Source organism: Stenotrophomonas sp. JAG2 (assembly GCF_041080745.1).
Classification (GTDB): domain Bacteria; phylum Pseudomonadota; class Gammaproteobacteria; order Xanthomonadales; family Xanthomonadaceae; genus Stenotrophomonas; species Stenotrophomonas maltophilia_AA.
This window is the reverse complement of the sequence record NZ_JBEUMH010000015.1, coordinates 22,192-40,676: the sequence shown is the minus strand read 5'-3', so window position 1 is coordinate 40,676 and position 18,485 is coordinate 22,192. Positions and strand designations below refer to the sequence as shown.

13 protein-coding genes and 1 riboswitch are annotated in these 18,485 nt (G+C 67.2%); of the genes, 3 read left to right on the top strand and 10 right to left on the bottom strand.

Features of this window, described 5'->3' with window-relative positions; all coding sequences use genetic code 11:
* Positions 1-86 precede the first annotated feature (86 nt).
* The gene (locus AB9O74_RS16655; RefSeq protein ID WP_369349959.1) at positions 87-1,130 is read left to right on the top strand and encodes a hypothetical protein; all 1,044 of its coding nucleotides are present in this window, start codon (positions 87-89) and stop codon (positions 1,128-1,130) included.
* 27 nt (positions 1,131-1,157) lie between these two features.
* On the opposite strand, the gene gdhA is transcribed toward AB9O74_RS16655, so the two are convergent.
* The 9 genes from gdhA to ilvC all read right to left on the bottom strand — a co-directional run bounded on the left by gdhA (position 1,158) and on the right by ilvC (position 11,448).
* Positions 1,158-2,501 carry an NADP-specific glutamate dehydrogenase gene (gdhA, locus tag AB9O74_RS16650; RefSeq protein WP_369349958.1) on the bottom strand — a complete coding sequence of 448 codons (1,344 nt, stop codon included), beginning with the start codon at positions 2,499-2,501 and terminating at the stop codon, positions 1,158-1,160.
* Between the two features lie 108 nt (positions 2,502-2,609).
* A complete protein-coding gene (leuB, locus tag AB9O74_RS16645) occupies positions 2,610-3,671 on the bottom strand; it encodes a 3-isopropylmalate dehydrogenase (RefSeq protein ID WP_369349957.1) in 1,062 nt (353 codons plus the stop codon).
* Positions 3,661-4,239, bottom strand: coding sequence for a 3-isopropylmalate dehydratase small subunit (leuD, locus tag AB9O74_RS16640; RefSeq protein WP_369349956.1), 579 nt, complete (start codon positions 4,237-4,239; stop codon positions 3,661-3,663). Before leuD ends, leuB begins: the two co-directional genes overlap by 11 nt.
* Positions 4,239-5,660 (bottom strand): 3-isopropylmalate dehydratase large subunit, encoded by a 1,422-nt coding sequence (gene leuC / locus AB9O74_RS16635; RefSeq protein WP_369349955.1) that lies wholly within the window; start codon positions 5,658-5,660, stop codon positions 4,239-4,241. Before leuC ends, leuD begins: the two co-directional genes overlap by 1 nt.
* Positions 5,661-5,699: 39 nt before the next feature.
* Positions 5,700-7,247 carry a 2-isopropylmalate synthase gene (locus tag AB9O74_RS16630; RefSeq protein ID WP_176988269.1) on the bottom strand — a complete coding sequence of 516 codons (1,548 nt, stop codon included), beginning with the start codon at positions 7,245-7,247 and terminating at the stop codon, positions 5,700-5,702.
* Positions 7,248-7,249: 2 nt separating this feature from the next.
* Positions 7,250-8,347 (bottom strand): threonine dehydratase, encoded by a 1,098-nt coding sequence (locus AB9O74_RS16625; protein WP_369349973.1) that lies wholly within the window; start codon positions 8,345-8,347, stop codon positions 7,250-7,252.
* 114 nt (positions 8,348-8,461) lie between these two features.
* Positions 8,462-8,716, bottom strand: a complete 255-nt coding sequence (locus tag AB9O74_RS16620; protein WP_019183810.1) for an ACT domain-containing protein — start codon at positions 8,714-8,716, stop codon at positions 8,462-8,464.
* The gene (gene ilvG, locus AB9O74_RS16615) at positions 8,700-10,433 is read right to left on the bottom strand and encodes an acetolactate synthase 2 catalytic subunit (RefSeq protein ID WP_176988270.1); all 1,734 of its coding nucleotides are present in this window, start codon (positions 10,431-10,433) and stop codon (positions 8,700-8,702) included. Before ilvG ends, AB9O74_RS16620 begins: the two co-directional genes overlap by 17 nt.
* Before the next feature lie 40 nt (positions 10,434-10,473).
* Positions 10,474-11,448, bottom strand: coding sequence for a ketol-acid reductoisomerase (gene ilvC, locus AB9O74_RS16610; protein WP_070473592.1), 975 nt, complete (start codon positions 11,446-11,448; stop codon positions 10,474-10,476).
* A gap of 655 nt (positions 11,449-12,103) precedes the next feature.
* Here ilvC and ggt point away from each other — a divergent pair.
* On the top strand, positions 12,104-13,822 hold the full coding sequence (gene ggt / locus AB9O74_RS16605) for a gamma-glutamyltransferase (RefSeq protein WP_369349954.1): 1,719 nt from the start codon (positions 12,104-12,106) through the stop codon (positions 13,820-13,822).
* Positions 13,823-14,419: 597 nt separating this feature from the next.
* Here the strand turns inward: ggt and AB9O74_RS16600 are convergent.
* Positions 14,420-15,988: a BCCT family transporter gene (locus AB9O74_RS16600; protein WP_102788207.1), complete on the bottom strand. Its 1,569-nt coding sequence runs from the start codon at positions 15,986-15,988 to the stop codon at positions 14,420-14,422.
* A gap of 292 nt (positions 15,989-16,280) precedes the next feature.
* A riboswitch (TPP riboswitch) is annotated at positions 16,281-16,382 on the top strand.
* Positions 16,383-16,523: 141 nt separating this feature from the next.
* Here AB9O74_RS16600 and thiC point away from each other — a divergent pair.
* Positions 16,524-18,401: a phosphomethylpyrimidine synthase ThiC gene (gene thiC, locus AB9O74_RS16595; protein WP_369349953.1), complete on the top strand. Its 1,878-nt coding sequence runs from the start codon at positions 16,524-16,526 to the stop codon at positions 18,399-18,401.
* Positions 18,402-18,485: the final 84 nt, after the last annotated feature.

The window sequence follows — 18,485 nt, the reverse complement described above, 5'->3', positions numbered from 1 at the left end:
TTCATTCTTTCGGCGCGCCGGGACTGCCTGCCGTCTTCGCGATAGTGGCAAGCGTAAAATGCACATCGGATTCTCTTCGGTCGCGCATGATGCTGCTACGTTTTTTCTCTCCGCTCGCTGCTGCCGCGGCCGTCGCCATGTCGATGGCCGGTGCGCCGCCAGCGCAGGCGAACACCGCTGCCAGCTTCCAGCGCGATCTCATCGAGCTGCTCGAATGCCGCGCCTCACCGGCGGCAATGCAGGCGGTGACGACGGCGCTGCGTGGCGCACTGTACGGAACGCCGCGGGAGCGTCCGGCCCATCTGCAGGGCTGGGACTTCACGCGCAGCGGTGACGGGGACGACACGACGACTTTGATCGACATGCCGGACGCGTTGACGGTGCACGGCATCACAACGCACCGCGTGGTGGCCGATGATACGGGCTTCTCGATTCCCGTCGACGCCGGGCAGCGTGCGCGCATCGTCAGCGGGAACGGGCTGCGGCTGCGGTCGAGCAACCTGCGTGAGCCGTTCCAGGTCTGGTCGGCACCAGAGGCATCGGGCGATGCGTCATTGCCTGCCGCACTCGTGGTGCGCAGCGATGGGGAGGGCTATCGGGTGGGATGTGACTACCCCGGTCCGATGCGCGAGGCGCGTGTTCCATCGCGATTGCTCGAGACGGCCACGGCCAGTGATATTGGCGCGGCGCTCGAGTGTCGGGCGGACGACGCTGCCATGCAGCGCATCGCGAACACGTGGGAGCGTGTTTCGGAACTGTCGCCGCTGGCGTGGCCGGACAATGTCAGCGCGGTGGCCGAGCGTGAGTACGGTGTCGGCGGACAGACGATGTCCCTCCTCGCCGTCACGCTGGACCACCCTGTGATGCTGCAGGGGCTGCCCGTACAGTCGCTCGGCATCGCCCAAGGGGGCTATTTCGCGGCGGACATGGGCGATGCGCCGCTGAAGGCGGTGCTCGATGCCACGCGCCTGGGGGTGGCGGAGCGACAGGTAGAGGGGTATTGGATGCGCGAAGCAACGCGGGAGGCGTCCTCCGGATACACGCGCGTGCGGGCATTCAGCGTGATACCCACCGACAGCGGTGCCGTGCTGGCCGGCTGCATGACGAGCGAGGTCCGCTCGGCGGACTGATCGCTGCGCCCGTTCATCGGTCTGCCCTCAGTAAACACCCTGCGCCAGCATCGCGTCGGCCACCTTCACGAAACCGGCGATATTGGCGCCGTCCACGTAGTTCACGCTGCCGTCGGCGCGCTTGCCGTGGCGCACGCAGTTGGCGTGGATGTCCTTCATGATCCCGTGCAGGCGCTCGTCGACATCGGCGTGATGCCAGGACAGGCGCTGCGCGTTCTGGCTCATTTCCAGCCCCGAGGTGGCCACGCCGCCGGCATTGCTGGCCTTGCCCGGTGCGTACAGGGTGCCGGACGCGAGGAAGACGTCCACCGCCTCCAGCGTGGCGGGCATGTTGGCGCCTTCGGCCACGCACAGCACACCGTTGTCGACCAGGGCGCGGGCATCATCTTCGTCCAGTTCATTCTGGGTGGCGCAGGGCAGGGCGATCTCGGCCGGGATGTGCCAGGGACGCTTGCCCTCCAGGTACTCGAAGCGTTTGTCGTCGGCCAGCTCGGACAGGCAACCACGGCGCTCGTTGCGCAGTTCCACCACCTCCTGCAGCGCCGCTTCATCGTAGCCATCGCGGGCGTACAGCGTGCCGCCGGAATCGGAGAGCGTGAGCACTGTCGCGCCCAGCTCGATGGCCTTGATCGCGGCATGCTGGGCGACGTTGCCGGCGCCGGAAATCAACACCTTCGCACCATCGGTATCGCGACGGGCATGGTGCAGCATCTGCTCGACGAAGTAGACGGTGCCGAAGCCGGTCGCTTCCGGACGCATCAGGCTGCCACCGTAGGAGAGGCCCTTGCCGGTGAACACGCAGGAGGCATCGTTGGTGATCTTCTTCATCATGCCGGTCATGTAGCCGACCTCGCGCGCGCCGACGCCGATGTCGCCGGCCGGCACGTCAGTATCGGCACCGAGGTGACGGTGCAGTTCCAGCATCAAGGCCTGGCAGAAGCGCATCACTTCGGTGTCGCTGCGGCCCTTGGGATTGAAGTCCGAGCCGCCCTTGCCACCGCCCATCGGCAGGGTCGTCAGCGCGTTCTTCAGGGTCTGCTCGAAGGCAAGGAACTTCAGGATCGACTGGTTGACCGACGGATGGAAGCGCATGCCGCCCTTGAACGGGCCGATCGCCGAACTGTGCTGCACGCGCCAGCCGCGATTCACATGGGTCCTGCCGGCGTCATCAGCCCAGGCCACGCGGAACTGGATCACCCGCTCCGGCTCCACCAGCCGCTCCAGCAGCCCTTGTTCGAAGTAGCGGGGATGACGCTCCAGGAACGGCCACAGGCTCTGGATCACTTCTTTCACGGCCTGCAGGAATTCCGGCTGATGCGGATCGCGCTGGGCCACGTGGTTGAGAAATTCGGCAGCGGAACGAGAGTTCAAAGGCTTTCCTTGTTGGGGGCCAGCCGCTGGCAGCGACGTGGCCGACGGGACAGGGAGGCCGTGCGGGATGTACAGACAGGAACGCGGCCTCAGGCCGCGTTCGTAGGGTCATTGCAACTTGGCAAGGACCGCGTCGGTGGCTGCGGCGGTACTCACCGCAAAACCCTTGGCGGCGAGATCGGCGGTGAACACGCCGTCATCCAGCACGGCATATACCGCTGCCTCGACCGTAGCAGCCTCTTCGTCCAGCCCCAGTGAATGGCGCAGCAGCATCGCCGCGCTGAAGATGGTGGCGTAGGGATTGGCGATGCCCTTGCCGGCGATGTCCGGCGCGGATCCGTGGATCGGTTCGTAGATGCCGACCGCGCCGGGCTCGCCCAGCGAGGCCGAGGGCAGCAGGCCGAGCGAGCCGGCCAGCATCGAGGCTTCGTCGGTGAGGATGTCGCCGAACATGTTCTCGGTCACGATCACGTCGTACTCGCGCGGCTTGGCCAGCAGGTGCATGGCCATCGAATCGACCAGCTGGTGCTCCAGCGCGATCTCCGGGAATTCTTCGCGGCCGATCCGCGCGGCGACGTCGCGCCACAGGCGCGAGGTTTCCAGCACGTTGGCCTTGTCCACCGAGGTGAGCTTGCCGCGGCGGGTCTGTGCCAGCCGGAACGCGGTGCGCATGACGCGCTCGATCTCGTCCACGCTGTAGCTGCACAGGTCGCTGGCGGTGTCGGCGGTGCGGGTCTTCTCACCGAAATAGATGCCGCCGGTCAGTTCGCGTACGACGACGAAGTCCACGCCTTCCAGCAGTTCGGCCTTGATCGGCGAGGCGCCGAGCGCGGCCGCGTGCGTGCGCACCGGGCGCAGGTTGGCGTACAGCCCCAACGCCTTGCGGATCGCCAGCAGTCCTTGTTCCGGCCGGACCTTGGCGTTGGGATCGGACCACTTCGGCCCGCCCACCGCACCGAGCAGGATGGCGTCCGCCTTGCGGCAGGCCTCCAGCGTGGTGGCCGGCAGCGGCTCGCCGTGGCGATCGATGGCGATGCCACCGATGTCGTGTTCCTGGAACCCGAAGGTGTGCCCGAAACGGGTGGCGACGGCCTCCAGCACCGCCACGGCGGCGGCGGCGACTTCCGGACCGATGCCGTCACCCGGCAATACGACAATCTCAGCGTGCATGTTCACTCTCGTAACGTTCAATGTCAGGGGTACGGCCCAACAGATACCCCAATTGGTCCACGCCTTCCAGCAGGCAGGTCTGCGAGAAGCCATCCAGCGGGAAGACATACACGCGCCCATCGGGCGTGCGCAGTTCGCGCGCGGCCACATCGATGGTCAGTGCGTCATCCGGGCGCTGCATCAGCGTCTGCACATCGGCTTCGTCCAGCACGATCGGCAGCAGGCCGTTCTTCAGCGAATTGCCGCGGAAGATGTCGGCGATCTCGCTGCTGACGATGGCGCGCAGACCCAGGTCGGTCAGTGCCCACGGTGCATGCTCGCGCGAGGAGCCGCAGCCGAAGTTGCGCCCGGCCAGCAGGATGCTGCGGCCGGCGTTGTGCGGCTGGCTGAAGGCGAACGCCGGGTTCGGCACGCCCTCGCTCTGCCAGCGCCAATCATTGAAGGCGTACTTGCCCAGGCCGACGCGTTCGGTGGTGGACAGAAAGCGCGCCGGAATGATCTGGTCGGTATCGATGTTGGTCTCGCGCAGCACCACGCTGGTCGAGGTCAGGGTACGGAAGCCGCTCATCAGGCCACCTCCAGCGTGGCATACAGTTCGCGTGGGTCGGCCACGCGGCCGTTCACCGCCGCCCAGGCGGCCGTCATCGGCGAGGCCAGCAGGGTGCGAGAACCGGGCCCTTGGCGGCCTTCGAAATTGCGGTTGCTGGTGCTGACCGCCAGTTGGCCCGGCGCGACCAGATCGCCGTTCATGGCGATGCACATCGAGCAGCCCGGCTCGCGCCATTCGGCACCGGCCGCGCGCACGATCACATCGATGCCTTCGGCTTCGGCCTGGCGCTTGACGATTTCCGAGCCCGGCACCACCAGCATGCGTACGCTCAGGGCGACGCGGCGGCCCTGCAGCACCTGCGCCACTTCGCGCATGTCGCTCAGGCGGCCGTTGGTGCAGGAGCCGACGAAGACCACATCCACCGGCGTGCCGGCCAGGGTCTGCCCGGCGTGGAAGTGCATGTAGTCCAGGCCCTTCTGCGCGGCAGCGTCGTTGGACGCCGGGATCGGCTGGTCCACGGCGATGGCGGTACCGGGGTGGGTGCCCCAGGTCAGGGTCGGGCGGATGTCGGCGGCCTCGATGTGGACCTCCACGTCGAAGCGCGCACCGGCATCGCTGCGCAGCTGCGACCACGCGTTGACGGCGGCATCGAAGTCGGCGCCCTTGGGACCACGCGGGGTGGCGGCCACCCAGTCGAAGGTGATCTGGTCGGGGGCGACCATGCCGGCACGCGCGCCAGCTTCGATGGACATGTTGCACAACGTCATGCGCTGCTCCATGTCCATCGCTTCGATCGCGCTGCCGCGGAACTCCAGCACATGACCGGTGCCGCCGTTGACGCCGATCACGCCGATGATGTGCAGCACCACATCCTTGGCGCCGACGCCCTGGGCCAGCACGCCATCCACGGTGATCGCCATGGTCCTGGCTTTGCGTTGCAGCAGGCACTGGGTGGCCAGCACATGGCCGACCTCGCTGGTGCCGATACCGAAGGCCAGTGCGCCGAACGCCCCATGCGTGGACGTGTGGCTGTCGCCGCAGACGATGGTCATGCCCGGCTGGGTGAAGCCCTGCTCGGGGGCGATCACGTGCACGATGCCGCGGCTGGCCGACTGCAGGTCGAACAGTTCGATGCCATGTTCCGCGCAGTTGGCGGCCAGCATCGCCACCTGTGCTTCGGAGGCGGCGCTGGCGTAGGGCAGCTTGCCGTCGGCACCGGCCGGCAGGGTCGGGGTGGAGTGGTCCATCGTCGCCTTGGTCCGGTCCGGCCGGCGCGGGGAGAGGCCGCGCTCGCGCAGTTCGGTGAAGGCCTGCGGGGAGGTCACTTCATGGATCAGGTGCAGGTCGATGTACAGCACGGCGGGCGCGCTGTCGGTCTCGGGAACGACGACGTGGGCATCCCACAGTTTGTCGTACAGGGTGCGGGGAGCTGGGGTCATGGACTGGCCTTGCTGCGGTTCGGGGTGCTTCATGGGTGCTCAGGCCGCGGCGGTCGCCGCGGGCTGTTCGGTCGTCGCGTTGCGCTGGCGCAGCAGGCGGTTGGCCACTTCCAGCCACGCCAGCGCGGAGGCTTCGATGATGTCGCGGCTGGTGCCGGTGCCTTCGTACTCCACGCCCTCGTGGCGCACGCTCAGGTTGGCTTCGCCGCGCGCATCGGCGCCGATGCCCACACTGTGCACGTGGTAGCTGTCCAGCATCAACTGCACGCCGGTGGCGGCCGACAGTGCACCGAACAACGCATCGACCGGACCATCGCCCTGCGCCGTCTCGGCAACGCGGTTGCCCTCCGGGTCGGACAGCTCGACCAGCGCATTGGCGCGGCTGCCGACATCGCTGATCGTCATCGAGGCCAGGCGGTAGCCGTTCTGGGTGGCGCTACCCTGCATCAGGGTCTGCAGGTCGGCATCGGTCACCACGCGCTGCTGCTCGCACAGCGCCTTGAACTGCTCGAAGACCAGCTTCAGTTCTTCCTCTTCCAGCCAGAAGCCCAGCGCACGCAGGCGCTGGTCGACCGCGGCGCGGCCACTGTGGCGGCCCAGCACCATCTGCGAGGACTCCCAGCCCACGTCTTCCGGGCGCATGATTTCGTAGGTGCCACGGTGGCGCAGCATGCCGTGCTGGTGGATGCCCGACTCATGCGCGAAGGCGTTGGCGCCGACGATCGCCTTGTTGCGCTGGACCGGCATGCCGACCAGGCGCTGCAGCAGCTGCGAGGTGCCGACGATGCGCGGCGTATTGATCCGCGTGTCTTCTTCGTAGAAGGCGTTGCGTACCTTCAGCACCATGGCGATCTCTTCCAGCGAGCAGTTGCCCGCGCGCTCGCCGATGCCGTTGATGGTGCATTCGACCTGGCGCGCGCCGCCTTCGATGGCGGCCAGCGAGTTGGCCACGGCCAGGCCCAGATCGTTGTGGCAGTGTGCGCTGAAGATGATGCGGTCGCTGTCCGGCACGCCGGCGATCACGCGCTGGAACATCCCGCGGATCTCTTCCGGCGTGGTGAAGCCGACGGTGTCGGGCAGGTTGATGGTGGTCGCGCCGGCGGCCACGGCCACGCGGGCGACCTCGATCAGGAAGTCCTCCTCGGTGCGCGTGGCGTCTTCCGCGGAGAACTCGACGTCATCCACATAGCCACGGGCCAGGCTGACGTGCCTGTGCACCGATTCCAGCACCTGCTCGCGGCTCATGCGCAGCTTGTGCTCGCGATGCAGCGGGCTGGTCGACAGGAACACATGCAGGCGCGCGTTCGCCGCGGCCTCCAGCGCCTTGGCCGAGGTTTCGATGTCGGCGGCCAGGCAGCGCGACAGCACGGCCAGGGTCGGGCGGCGCACTTCGCGGGCGATCATCGCCATGGCTTCGCGGTCGGACTGGGAGCTGGCCGGGAAGCCGGTTTCCATAACATCCACGCCCAGTTCGTCCAGTGCGCGGGCCATCACCAGCTTCTGCTGCGGGCTCATGCTGCAGCCGGGCGATTGCTCGCCATCGCGCAGGGTGGTGTCGAAAATTCTAATTCGGGGGGAGTTGGGCATGGTCACCAGGAGGTCTCCTCGACAGCAATGTCGGATGGAATGGCAGAGGTAGGAATCGAAACGGATATCGGGGGTGTCGCGAGCACGGTTGGTAGGGGCGGGCGTGTTCGCTCGCTGGCGCGGCGGCGCGGTTTGCGCGGGGGACGGGGACGGATGTCGGCCAGCAGCTGGGCCAGTACCAGTGCATCGATGTTGCCGCCGGAGACCACCGCGCACTTGCGCTTGCCGGCGACGCGCCGGCCGGCGGCCAGCGCCAGTGCGCCAGCCCCTTCGGCGATCACGTGTTCTTCCAGCGCCAGCCGCACCAGGGTTTCGCGCAGCTCGGCTTCACGCACGATCACCACGTCGTCCAGCAGCGCACTGCAGAGCCGGCGGGTCAGGAAACCGGGGATCTTTACCTTGACGCCGTCGGCCAGGGTGGGGACCGGGGCGATCTCGCGTACGTCGCCGCGCATGGCGCGGGCCATCGAATCGACGCCCTCGACCTGCGCACCGACGATACGCACGCCCTGCGATTTCAGGGCCAGCGCCACGCCGGACGCCAATCCACCGCCGCCGATCGGCACGATCACCACGTCCGGTGCGTGCGGCGCCAGCTCGATGCCCAGGGTGCCCTGGCCGGCGATCACGTCGGGGTCGTCGAAGGCGGACAGGAAGCGGTAGCCATGCTGGTCGGCCAGCGCGCGGGCGAAGGCGTAAGCCTCGTCGTAGCTCTCGCCATGCTGGCGGACGGTGGCGCCCCAGTGCGCCACGCCGGCGATCTTGGTGGCCGGCGCGCCGTGCGGCATCACTGTGATCGCGGGGATGTTCAAGCGGTAGGCGGCCCAGGCCACGCCCTGGGCGTGGTTGCCGGCCGAGGCACAGATGACCGGGCGGTCATCGCCGCGTTCACGGCCGGCCAGCAGGGCATTCAGTGCGCCGCGTACCTTGTAGGAGCCGGTGCGCTGCAGGTTTTCCAGCTTCAGCCACACGCCGAAGCGCTCGGCGTAATGCAGCGGCGTGGGCGGCAGGAAGCGGCGCAGCCGTGCCTGCGCGGCCAGCACATCGGCGACGCTTACGTCGCCTACATCCGGTTCCTGCGGGGTACGGCTAGCCGGCATCACACACCCGGCCATGGCCATCGTCGCGGAGCGGCGCGCGCTGCCACGGCGCACGGTGCGACGCACGACCAAGAAGACACCTCCGTACCGGCACCGATGCAACGGTGCGGGCGTTCATGCGGATACTCCGGGTTCCAGCGCGCTGATGCGCACCGAAACACAGTCGTAGATCTTCTCGATCTGGCGGCGCAGCGTTTCCGGCGGACGCGTGCTGTCCACCACCAGCTGCAGGTGCCAGCGGCCGTCATCGGCGGCATTGGGCGCACCGGCGATCGCGCGCGGCGCGAAGCCGCGGCGTTCGGCCATGCCGATCACGCGCAGCAGGGCGCCTTCGGCGGGGGTCAGCACCAGGTCAAGCCGGTATTGCATTGGGGAACTCCTGGGACTGATGGGCGGGGTTGCTTTCCAGCATCGTGCTGTTGGCGTTGTTGGGCGGCACCAGCGGCCACACGTTGGCACGCGCATCGATGGCGACATGCAGCAGCGCCGGGCCGGGCTGGGCCAGCATCGCGGCCAGGCCACCTTCGACATCGTCACGCGCTTCGATGCGCGTGGCCGGAATGCCGAACACCTGGGCCAGCGCGGCGAAGTCCGGGTTGTCGGACAGATCGATCTCGCTGTAGCGCTCGGCGAAGAACAGCTCCTGCCACTGGCGGACCATGCCCAGCGAGCTGTTGTCCAGCAGCACGATCTTCACCGGCAGGCGGCAGCGGGCGATGGTGACCAGCTCCTGCACGTTCATCATGAAACTGCCGTCACCGGAGACCAGCACCACGGTGCGGTCGGGGCAGGCGAACTGCGCGCCCATCGCCGCCGGCAGGCCGAAGCCCATGGTGCCCAGCGCGCCGCTGGTCAGGTGGTTGCGCGGATGGTTGAAGCGGCAATGCTGGGCGACCCACATCTGATGCTGGCCGACATCGCAGGCGATGATCGCGTCGCTCGGCGCCAGCTCGCTCAGGCGCTTCAGCAGCGCCGGGGCGTAGATGTGCTTGCCCGGTGCGTCGTAGCGCGGGGCGAAGCGTTCACGATGACCCTGGCAGCGCTGGCGCCAGGCGTCCTGCGCGGCCGGTACCGTGGCGGCCGCCGTCAGCGCACGCAATGCGGTGCCGACGTTGCCGGGCACCGCGATGTCGGCGGTGCGCAGCTTGGAGATCTCGTAGGCATCGGCATCGATGTGCACGACGCGCGCGAACGGGGCGAACTCGTTCAACTTGCCGGTGGCGCGGTCATCGAACCGCGCGCCGACCACGACCAGCAGATCGCTTTCCTGCACGGCCATGTTGGCCGCGCGGGTGCCGTGCATGCCCAGCATGCCCAGGTAATGCGGATGCTGCGGCGGCAGCGCGCCCAGCCCACGCAGGGTCAGCACGGTCGGAATACGGGTCGCCTCGACGAAGGCACGGAAGTCCTCCACCGCATCGCCCAGCGCCACCCCACCACCGGCATAGATCACCGGCTTCTCTGCCTCGGCGATCGCGGCGATGGTCTGCGCGATGGCCTCGTCCTGCGGCGCCGGCGGTGCGACCACGGTGGACGGCACGTGGTCGGGCAGATGCGAAGCATCGGCCACCTGCACGTCCTTGGGCAGATCGATCAGCACCGGACCGGGACGGCCCTCACGGGCGATCCGGAACGCATCGGCGACCACCTGCGGCAGGTCTTCGACGCGGCGCACCAGCCAGCTGTGCTTGACGATCGGCAGGGTCAGCCCGAACACGTCCAGTTCCTGGAACGCGTCGGTGCCCAGCAGCGGGGTGGCGACCTGGCCGGTGATGCAGACCATCGGCACCGAATCCAGCATCGCGTCGGCGATGCCGGTGACCAGGTTGGAGGCGCCCGGGCCGGAGGTGGCGACGCAGACGCCGACCCGGCCACTGGCGCGGGCGAAGCCGTTGGCGGCCAGGGCCGCGCCCTGCTCGTGGCGGACCAGGATGTGCTTCAGCCCGGAATCCACCAGGGCGTCATAGAACGGCATGATGGTGCCGCCCGGATAGCCGAACAGCGTATGCACGCCCTCGGCTTCCAGGGCCTGCGTCAACCAGCGTGCGCCGTTGCGGGGCGCGGTGCTGTGGGCGGAGGTATTCATGCGGTGACCTTTACGAAAGCGGGTGGGGGAGCCGCGCGTTTTACGCGGCTTGACTTTGCAACCAGACCATCTTGGCGCGCAGTTCCTTGCCTACCTTCTCGATCGGGTGCTCCAGGTCGGCCTGCTTGAATTTGTTGTAGTTCGGCAGGCCCGCTTCGTACTCGGCGACCCAGTTCTTGGTGAAGGTGCCGTTCTGGATATCGGTCAGCACGTCCTTCATGCGCGCCTTGGTGCCGGCGTCGATCACGCGAGGGCCGCTGACGTAGTCGCCGTACTGCGCGGTCTCGGAGATGAATTCCAGCATGCGGGTGATGCCGCCTTCGTAGAACAGGTCCACGATCAGCTTCAGTTCGTGCAGCACTTCGTAGTACGCGATCTCCGGCTGGTAGCCGGCTTCGACCAGCGTTTCGAAACCGGCCTGCACCAGGGCCGAGGCACCGCCGCACAGTACGGCCTGTTCGCCGAACAGATCGGTTTCGGTCTCTTCCTTGAAGGTGGTCTGGATCAGGTTGGCGCGGGCGCCACCCAAGCCACCGGCGTAGGCCAGGGCGAACTCGGCGGCCTTGCCGCTCTTGTCCTGGTAGACCGCCCAGATGCACGGCACGCCGCGGCCGATCTCGTACTCGCGACGGACCAGCGCACCCGGGCCCTTCGGCGCGACCAGCACCACGTCCAGATCCTCGCGCGGTTTGATCATGTCGAAATGCACGTTCAGGCCATGCGCGAACAGCAGCACAGCGCCCTGTTTCATGTTCGGCGCGAGCACGTCTTCGTAGAGCTTCTTCTGCACCATGTCCGGGGTCAGCACGGCGACCAGGTCGGCGTCCTTGACCGCTTCGGCCGGGGCTTTGACGGTGAAGCCGTCGGCCTGGGCCTTGACCTCGGTCGGACCGCCCGGGCGCAGCCCGACGACGACATCGAAGCCGGATTCACGCAGATTCAGCGCGTGCGCGCGGCCCTGGCTGCCGTAGCCGACAACAGCGATCTTGATCTGGGGCAGGTCGTTGGTGCTCATGGGGGAGGTCCTTTGGAGGCAAGAAAAAAGAGGGCCGACGGTCAGCGACGCGTCGGCCCATCAGGGGAAGGGGGGGCGCCGGCCTGGCCGCGACCACACGCGAACGCACCCGCCGTGGGGGCGGTGGGCATCGGCTGGCTCGAGGTGGGCTGGCGGGTCATGGTGGAAGGCAACTCGGAGGGGAGGATGGAAATCGAAGGGTTCTGAAACGAAAAAACCCGCACCTGGTCGGGTGCGGGTTTTGATGGATACCTGGCAGTCTTGCTTACACGCCGGTCCGTCCCGCACCTGTTGGTTGGGTAATAAGTACGAGGACGAGAAGCGAATGGACGGAGGCCGCGCCGTGGTCGGCGTGCTCGGTGGATTCGCGGGTGGCTGTGCGCTGCAACATGAGATCGAGAAAACCACACGGGTTTTGGCGGTGTCAACCCTGGGAACGCAATTTTCATCAGTTTCGCCTGCATCCACCGCAAGGCCCCGTCCCGCAAGGATGGTTGCGACTGAAAGCGTTCGGGTGAACCGGAATTCAGCATTTTGGCGCGCCGTACTGCGCGGATTCGAGGCCTGGTTCCCTCGGTGCATGACCATGGTGGGATGTCATCCGGAGGCATCTGCCGCCACCATCGGGGGGCTACCACCCATCAGGAACCACCCCGTGTCCTCACGCCTTGCCCGCGGCCTGCTCGCCGCCGCCGTCCTGTGTACGCTGCCCGTCGCCGCGATCGCCGCCGACCGGATCACCGGCCACACCTTCGCCACCCGCTCGGAGGTGATCGCCCCGCACGCGATGGCCGCCACCTCCCAGCCCCTGGCCACCCAGATCGCGCTGGACGTGATGAAGTCCGGCGGCTCGGCGGTCGATGCCGCGATCGCCGCCAATGCCGCGCTCGGTTTGATGGAGCCGACCGGCAACGGCGTCGGCGGTGACCTGTTCGCGATCGTGTGGGACCCCAGGACGCAGAAGCTCTACGGTTACAACGGCTCGGGCCGCTCGCCGAAGTCGCTGACCCTGGCCGAGTTCCAGCGCCGCGGGCTCAAGGAGATCCCGGCCACGGGTCCGCTGCCGGTCTCGGTGCCCGGCGCGGTCGACGGCTGGTTCGCCCTGCACGAACGCTTCGGCCGCAAGCCGATGGCCGACAATCTCGCCCCGGCGATCCGCTACGCCCGCGAAGGCCACCCGGTCGCCGAGGTCATCGCCTACTACTGGGACCGCTCGGTCCCGCGGCTGTCCAAGTATCCCGGCTTCACCGAGCAGTTCACGATCGATGGCCATGCCCCGCGCAAGGGCGAGCTGTGGAAGAACCCGAACCTGGCGCACACCCTCGAGCAGATTGCCCAGGGCGGCCGCGACGCCTTCTACAAGGGTGACATTGCCCGCACCATCGGTACCTACTTCAAGGCCAACGGCGGCTACCTGAGCTACGACGACCTGGCCAGCCATCATGGCGAGTGGGTCGAGCCGGTGAGCAGCAATTACCGCGGCTACGATGTGTGGGAGCTGCCGCCGAACAGCCAGGGCATCGCCGCGCTGCAGATCCTCAACGTGCTGGAAGGCTACGACTTCTCGAAGATTCCCTTCGGTTCACCCGAACATGTGCATCTGTTCGTGGAGGCCAAGAAGCTGGCCTTCGCCGACCGTGCGCGCTTCTACACCGACCCGGCCTTCCATCCGGCGCCGGTCGACAGACTGATTTCCAAAGGTTACGCCGCCGAGCGCCGCAAACTGATTTCGATGGACAAGGCCCTGAGCGAAGTGGAGCCGGGCACGCCGAAGCAGCTGAAGGAGGGCGACACGATCTACCTGACCGTCGCCGATGCGGACGGCATGATGGTCTCGCTGATCCAGTCCAATTACCGCGGCATGGGCAGCGGCATGGCGCCGCCGGGCCTGGGCTTCATCCTGCAGGACCGCGGCGAGATGTTCGTGCTGCAGAAGGATCACCCGAATGGGTACGCTCCGGGCAAGCGGCCGTTCCAGACGATCATCCCGGGTTTCGTCACCAAGGATGGCAAGCCGTGGATGAGCTTCGGGGTGATGGGTGGTGCGATGCAGCCGCAGGGGCATGCGCAGATCGTGATGAACATGGTCGACTTCGGGATGAATCTGCAGGAAGCGGGTGATGCGCCGCGCATCCAGCACGAGGGGTCGACGGAGCCGACCGGGCAGGCGACGGCGATGAGCGACGGAGGCGAGGTGAATCTGGAAACCGGCTTCCCGTATGAGACGGTGCGCGCGCTGATGCGCAAGGGCCACCGGGTGGTGTTCGCGGATGGTCCGTACGGTGGGTATCAGGCGATCCTGCGTGATCCGGAGACCGGGGTGTACTACGGCGCTTCGGAGAGCCGCAAGGATGGGCAGGCTGCGGGGTACTGATTTCTTGTGCTCCGTAGAGCCGGCCGCTGGTCGGCAGGAGCACAGGGCAGTGCTCAGGGCAGAAGCGTAGAGCAGGGCGCGTTCGGGGGTGGGGGTAGTGGGGGGGGGGGGGGGGGGGGGGGGGGGGGAGGGGGGCCGGCCGGGGGGGGTTTGCGGGACACGCCGTGAATCCATCCATGGAGGCTCATGTCGCCGCATCCATGCGGCTCATGGTCCCGCCAACCCACCCAGGCCGACCCACCCACAATGGGTCGGTGCGCATGGCAAAAGCGCACACCGCCGAAGCGGTAGAGCCACGCCATGCGTGGCTGCTCTTCCCAGGCAATTATCCGACGTAGAGCCACGCCATGCGTGGCTGCTTTGCCTCAACCAGGATCCAAGCGTCAGATGCACGCTGCTGCGCCGAGCTTCGCCCGGCGGCTCTCCCCGACACCACCTTGAATCTGTGAGCGGGACGGGGCGGGTGGGTTGTCGGGACCATGAGCGCCATGGATGGCGCGACATGAGCCTCCAAGGACGGATTCACGGCGTGTCCCGCCCACCCCCCCCGGCCCGCCCACCGATAGCCCGGAAGGCGGGACGCTCTAGGCGTTCCGCTCAGGGCGCTCGAGCCGCCTCGTCGCGCGTCTCTTCCTGCGCCGCGATCTCCCGCTCGATCCACTCGTCCATCAACCGTCGCGCACGCTGCGCACGGCGCCGCTGCAGTGCATGCTCCATGTCCAGCACCCGGTACAACGACCACATCACCGCCAGCATCAACAACGCGAACGGCAAGGCCGCGATCGTGATCATCCCCTGCAGCGCATTGAGTCCGCCGGCCAACAACAGCACGCCCGCGATCAACGCAATCGCCACGCCCCACACCATCCGGCGCGCCAGCGGCGGATCGCCGGCCTCCTCCGTCGACATCGTCGCCAGCACCAGCACCGCCGAATCGGCCGAGGTCACGAAGAAGATCATCAGCAATACCAGCGCGATCACCGACAACACGGTCGGCATCGGCAGGCTGTCGAACATCGTGAACAACACCGTCTCGTAGCCATTGCCCAGCGCCTGCGCCAGGTCCACGTGGCCGAAGATCTGCGACCACAGCGCCGTGCCGCCGAACACCGAGAACCACAGGAAGCCCAGCACGCTCGGTGCGATCACCACGCCCAGCACGAACTCGCGGATGCTGCGCCCTCGCGACACGCGCGCGATGAACGAGCCCACGAACGGCGCCCACGCGATCCACCAGGCCCAGTAGAAGATCGTCCAGTCGGCCACCCACGTGCTGCCCGAGAACGGCGACATGCGCAGGCTCATCGTCACCAGCGAATTGAGGTACGAACCGATGGTCGTGGTGAAGGTATCGAAGATGAAGCCGGTCGGTCCCAGCACCAGGATCAGCGCCAGCAGCAATGCCGCCAGGCCGAGATTGAAGTTGGACAACCACTTGATGCCGCGGTGGACACCGCTGGTGGTGGAGGCCATGTACAGCACGAACGCCACCGCGATGATGGTCAGCTGCACCGGCACCGAGGCCTGGATGCCGAACACGCGCTCGAGACCGGCCGCGATCTGGATCGTGCCGAAGCCCAGCGTCGTTGCCACACCGATCGCCGTGGCGACCACCGCAGCGACGTTGACGACCGTGCCCATCCAGCCACGGTGATGCGCACCGATGATCGGCTGCAGCAGATCGCTGATCAGACCGCGGCCATTGCGGTTGAACTGGAACCACGCCATCGCCAGGCCGATCAACGCATAGATCGCCCACGGATGCAGGCCCCAATGGAAGAACGCATATCGCATCGATGCGCGCGCCGCTTCCATGCTCTGCGGTGCCAGTCCTTCCGGCGGTTTCACGAAGTGCGAGATCGGTTCGGCCGCGCCCCAGAACACCAGGCCGATGCCCATGCCCGCGGCGAACAACATCGACATCCAGCTCGCATTGGAAAAATCGGGCTCGGCATCTTCGCCGCCGATGCGCAGTGAACCGAAGCGGCCGAAGGCCAGGTACATCAGGAACGAGAGGGTGATGAACACCACCAGCAGGTACAGCCAGCCGGTGCTGCGGATGATGGTGGACAGGCCGCTCTGGACGACCTCGTTGAAGGGGCCCGGCGCGAGGCCGGCGATCAGCACCAGCAGTGCGACCAGTGCGATGGAAATGCGGAACACCATGAAGGCGTGTCTCCGATCAGTAGGGGCGAGCCGAGGCTTGCAATCTCCAGCGGCACAGCGGCAACGACTGGGGCGGATCAAGCCGGTCGAGGCCGGTCAGTACGGACGTCAATGGCGTCGAGCAGAGCGCGGTGCGCGCACGATCCGGGGCTTTCACCCCTGTATCGCACCGCATACCGCGCCGCAGCATGGTAGTGCATCGGGTGTCGGCGCTTTGTTCACATCCACCCCGCACCCGCCAGCACGCGCCTTCGCCCGTGTGCCCCGCGCGCTTGCCTTTGTGGTCTAATTCGCCCCGAAGCGGGGGTACCGCGGCCCAGTGGCCAAGGTTGAGACAGTCCCTTCGAACCTGATCCGGTTGATACCGGCGTAGGGAAGCTTCGCATCTGCAGATGCATTGCGCCGTAGGGCCACCGCGCCCGGAGACCGCCCGCAATCCGTCCGTCGAGCGCCGCCGTTTCGTCCCTCCCATGCGAATCCCTCGCATAGAACCGCACAGTCCCTGTGCGGGGATTGAACCTAGGACGATGCCTCGATGAACGCACAGCTCTCCGCCCTGCAGCAACAGGCCCAGCAACTCTCCGAATCGGTCACCCGGCCGATTCCCGGCTCGCACAAGATCCACGTGCAGGGCTCGCGCAGCGATCTGCAGGTGCCGATGCGCGAGATCACGCTGACCCGCACGCCCACCTTGTTCGGCGGCGAAGAGAATGCGCCGGTCACCGTCTACGACACCTCCGGCCCGTACACCGACCCGGGTGTCGCTATCGACCTCTCCGCCGGCCTGCCTGCGCTGCGGGCCGCCTGGGTAGCCGAACGTGGCGATACCGAGGTGCTGGATGGCCTGAGCTCCGCGTTCGGCCGCTCGCGCGAAACCGATGCCCGGCTCGATGCGGTGCGCTTCCCGTCGCGCCTGCAACCGCGACGCGCGTTGGCCGGCGCCAACGTCACCCAGATGCACTACGCACGCCGCGGCATCATCACGCCGGAGATGGAGTTCGTGGCCATCCGCGAGAACCAGCGCCTGGACGCGATCCGCGATGCCGCGCTGCTGAAGCAGCACCCCGGCGAGTCCTTCGGCGCCTCGATCCCGAGGATCATCACGCCCGAGTTCGTCCGTGACGAAATCGCCCGCGGCCGCGCGGTGCTGCCCAACAACATCAACCACTCGGAAAGCGAGCCGATGATCATCGGCCGCAACTTCCTCACCAAGATCAACGCCAACATCGGCAACAGCGCGGTGTCCTCCGGCATCGCCGAGGAAGTGGAAAAGCTGGTCTGGGCGATCCGCTGGGGCGGCGACACCGTGATGGACCTGTCCACCGGCAAGCACATCCATGAAACGCGCGAATGGATCCTGCGCAACTCGCCGGTGGCGATCGGCACCGTGCCGATCTACCAGGCCCTGGAGAAGGTCGATGGCCGCGCCGAAGAACTGAACTGGGCGATCTTCCGCGACACCCTGATCGAGCAGGCCGAGCAGGGCGTGGATTACTTCACCATCCACGCCGGCGTGCTGCTGCGTTACGTGCCGCTGACCGCCAAGCGCGTGACCGGCATCGTCTCGCGCGGTGGCTCGATCATGGCCAAGTGGTGCCTGGCGCACCACAAGGAGAACTTCCTCTACACGCACTTCGAGGACATCTGCGAGATCATGAAGGCCTACGACGTGACCTTCTCGCTGGGCGACGGCCTGCGCCCGGGCTGCATCGCCGACGCCAACGATGCCGCGCAGTTCGGCGAACTGGAAACCTTGGGCGAGCTGACCAAGATCGCGTGGAAACACGACGTGCAGACCATGATCGAGGGGCCCGGCCACGTGCCGATGCAGCTGATCAAGGAGAACATGGACAAACAGCTGCGCGAGTGCGGTGAAGCGCCGTTCTACACCCTCGGCCCGCTGACCACGGATATCGCGCCGGGCTACGACCACATCACCAGCGCGATCGGCGCGGCGATGATCGGCTGGTACGGCACTGCCATGCTCTGCTATGTGACGCCGAAGGAACACCTCGGCCTGCCCAACCGCCAGGACGTGCGCGACGGCATCATGGCCTACCGCATTGCCGCGCACGCCTCGGATCTGGCCAAGGGCCATCCCGGCGCGCAGGTGCGCGACAACGCATTGAGCAAGGCGCGTTTCGAGTTCCGCTGGGAGGACCAGTTCCACCTTGGGCTGGATCCGGAGAAGGCCAAGGAATTCCACGACGAGACGCTGCCCAAGGACGCGCACAAGCTCGCCCACTTCTGCTCGATGTGCGGCCCGCACTTCTGCTCGATGAAGATCACCCAGGACGTGCGCGACTACGCGGCGGGGCAGGGGTTGGATACGCAGCAGGCGCTGGAAGCCGGCATGGCGGAGAAGTCCGCACAGTTCCGCGATCTGGGCGCCGAGGTGTATCGCCAGGAGTGAGGCAGCGGCCGGGGCGGTGCGCGCCGCCCCGGCCATCATCCAGTGCCCGCGCGATTCCGGCTAAGCTCGGCGCGACCAGGCAGG

Excerpts from the sequence above, each read along its gene's own strand:
- thiC (WP_369349953.1), top strand. The coding sequence starts at position 16,524 with ATGAACGCACAGCTCTCCGCCCTGCAGCAACAGGCCCAGCAACTCTCC.
- ilvC (WP_070473592.1), bottom strand. The coding sequence starts at position 11,448 with ATGAGCACCAACGACCTGCCCCAGATCAAGATCGCTGTTGTCGGCTAC.
- leuC (WP_369349955.1), bottom strand. The coding sequence starts at position 5,660 with ATGACCCCAGCTCCCCGCACCCTGTACGACAAACTGTGGGATGCCCAC.
- leuD (WP_369349956.1), bottom strand. The coding sequence starts at position 4,239 with ATGAGCGGCTTCCGTACCCTGACCTCGACCAGCGTGGTGCTGCGCGAG.
- AB9O74_RS16630 (WP_176988269.1), bottom strand. The coding sequence starts at position 7,247 with ATGCCCAACTCCCCCCGAATTAGAATTTTCGACACCACCCTGCGCGAT.
- leuB (WP_369349957.1), bottom strand. The coding sequence starts at position 3,671 with ATGCACGCTGAGATTGTCGTATTGCCGGGTGACGGCATCGGTCCGGAA.
- AB9O74_RS16600 (WP_102788207.1), bottom strand. The coding sequence starts at position 15,988 with ATGGTGTTCCGCATTTCCATCGCACTGGTCGCACTGCTGGTGCTGATC.
- AB9O74_RS16655 (WP_369349959.1), top strand. The coding sequence starts at position 87 with ATGATGCTGCTACGTTTTTTCTCTCCGCTCGCTGCTGCCGCGGCCGTC.
- AB9O74_RS16625 (WP_369349973.1), bottom strand. The coding sequence starts at position 8,347 with ATGCCGGCTAGCCGTACCCCGCAGGAACCGGATGTAGGCGACGTAAGC.
- AB9O74_RS16620 (WP_019183810.1), bottom strand. The coding sequence starts at position 8,716 with ATGCAATACCGGCTTGACCTGGTGCTGACCCCCGCCGAAGGCGCCCTG.
- ilvG (WP_176988270.1), bottom strand. The coding sequence starts at position 10,433 with ATGAATACCTCCGCCCACAGCACCGCGCCCCGCAACGGCGCACGCTGG.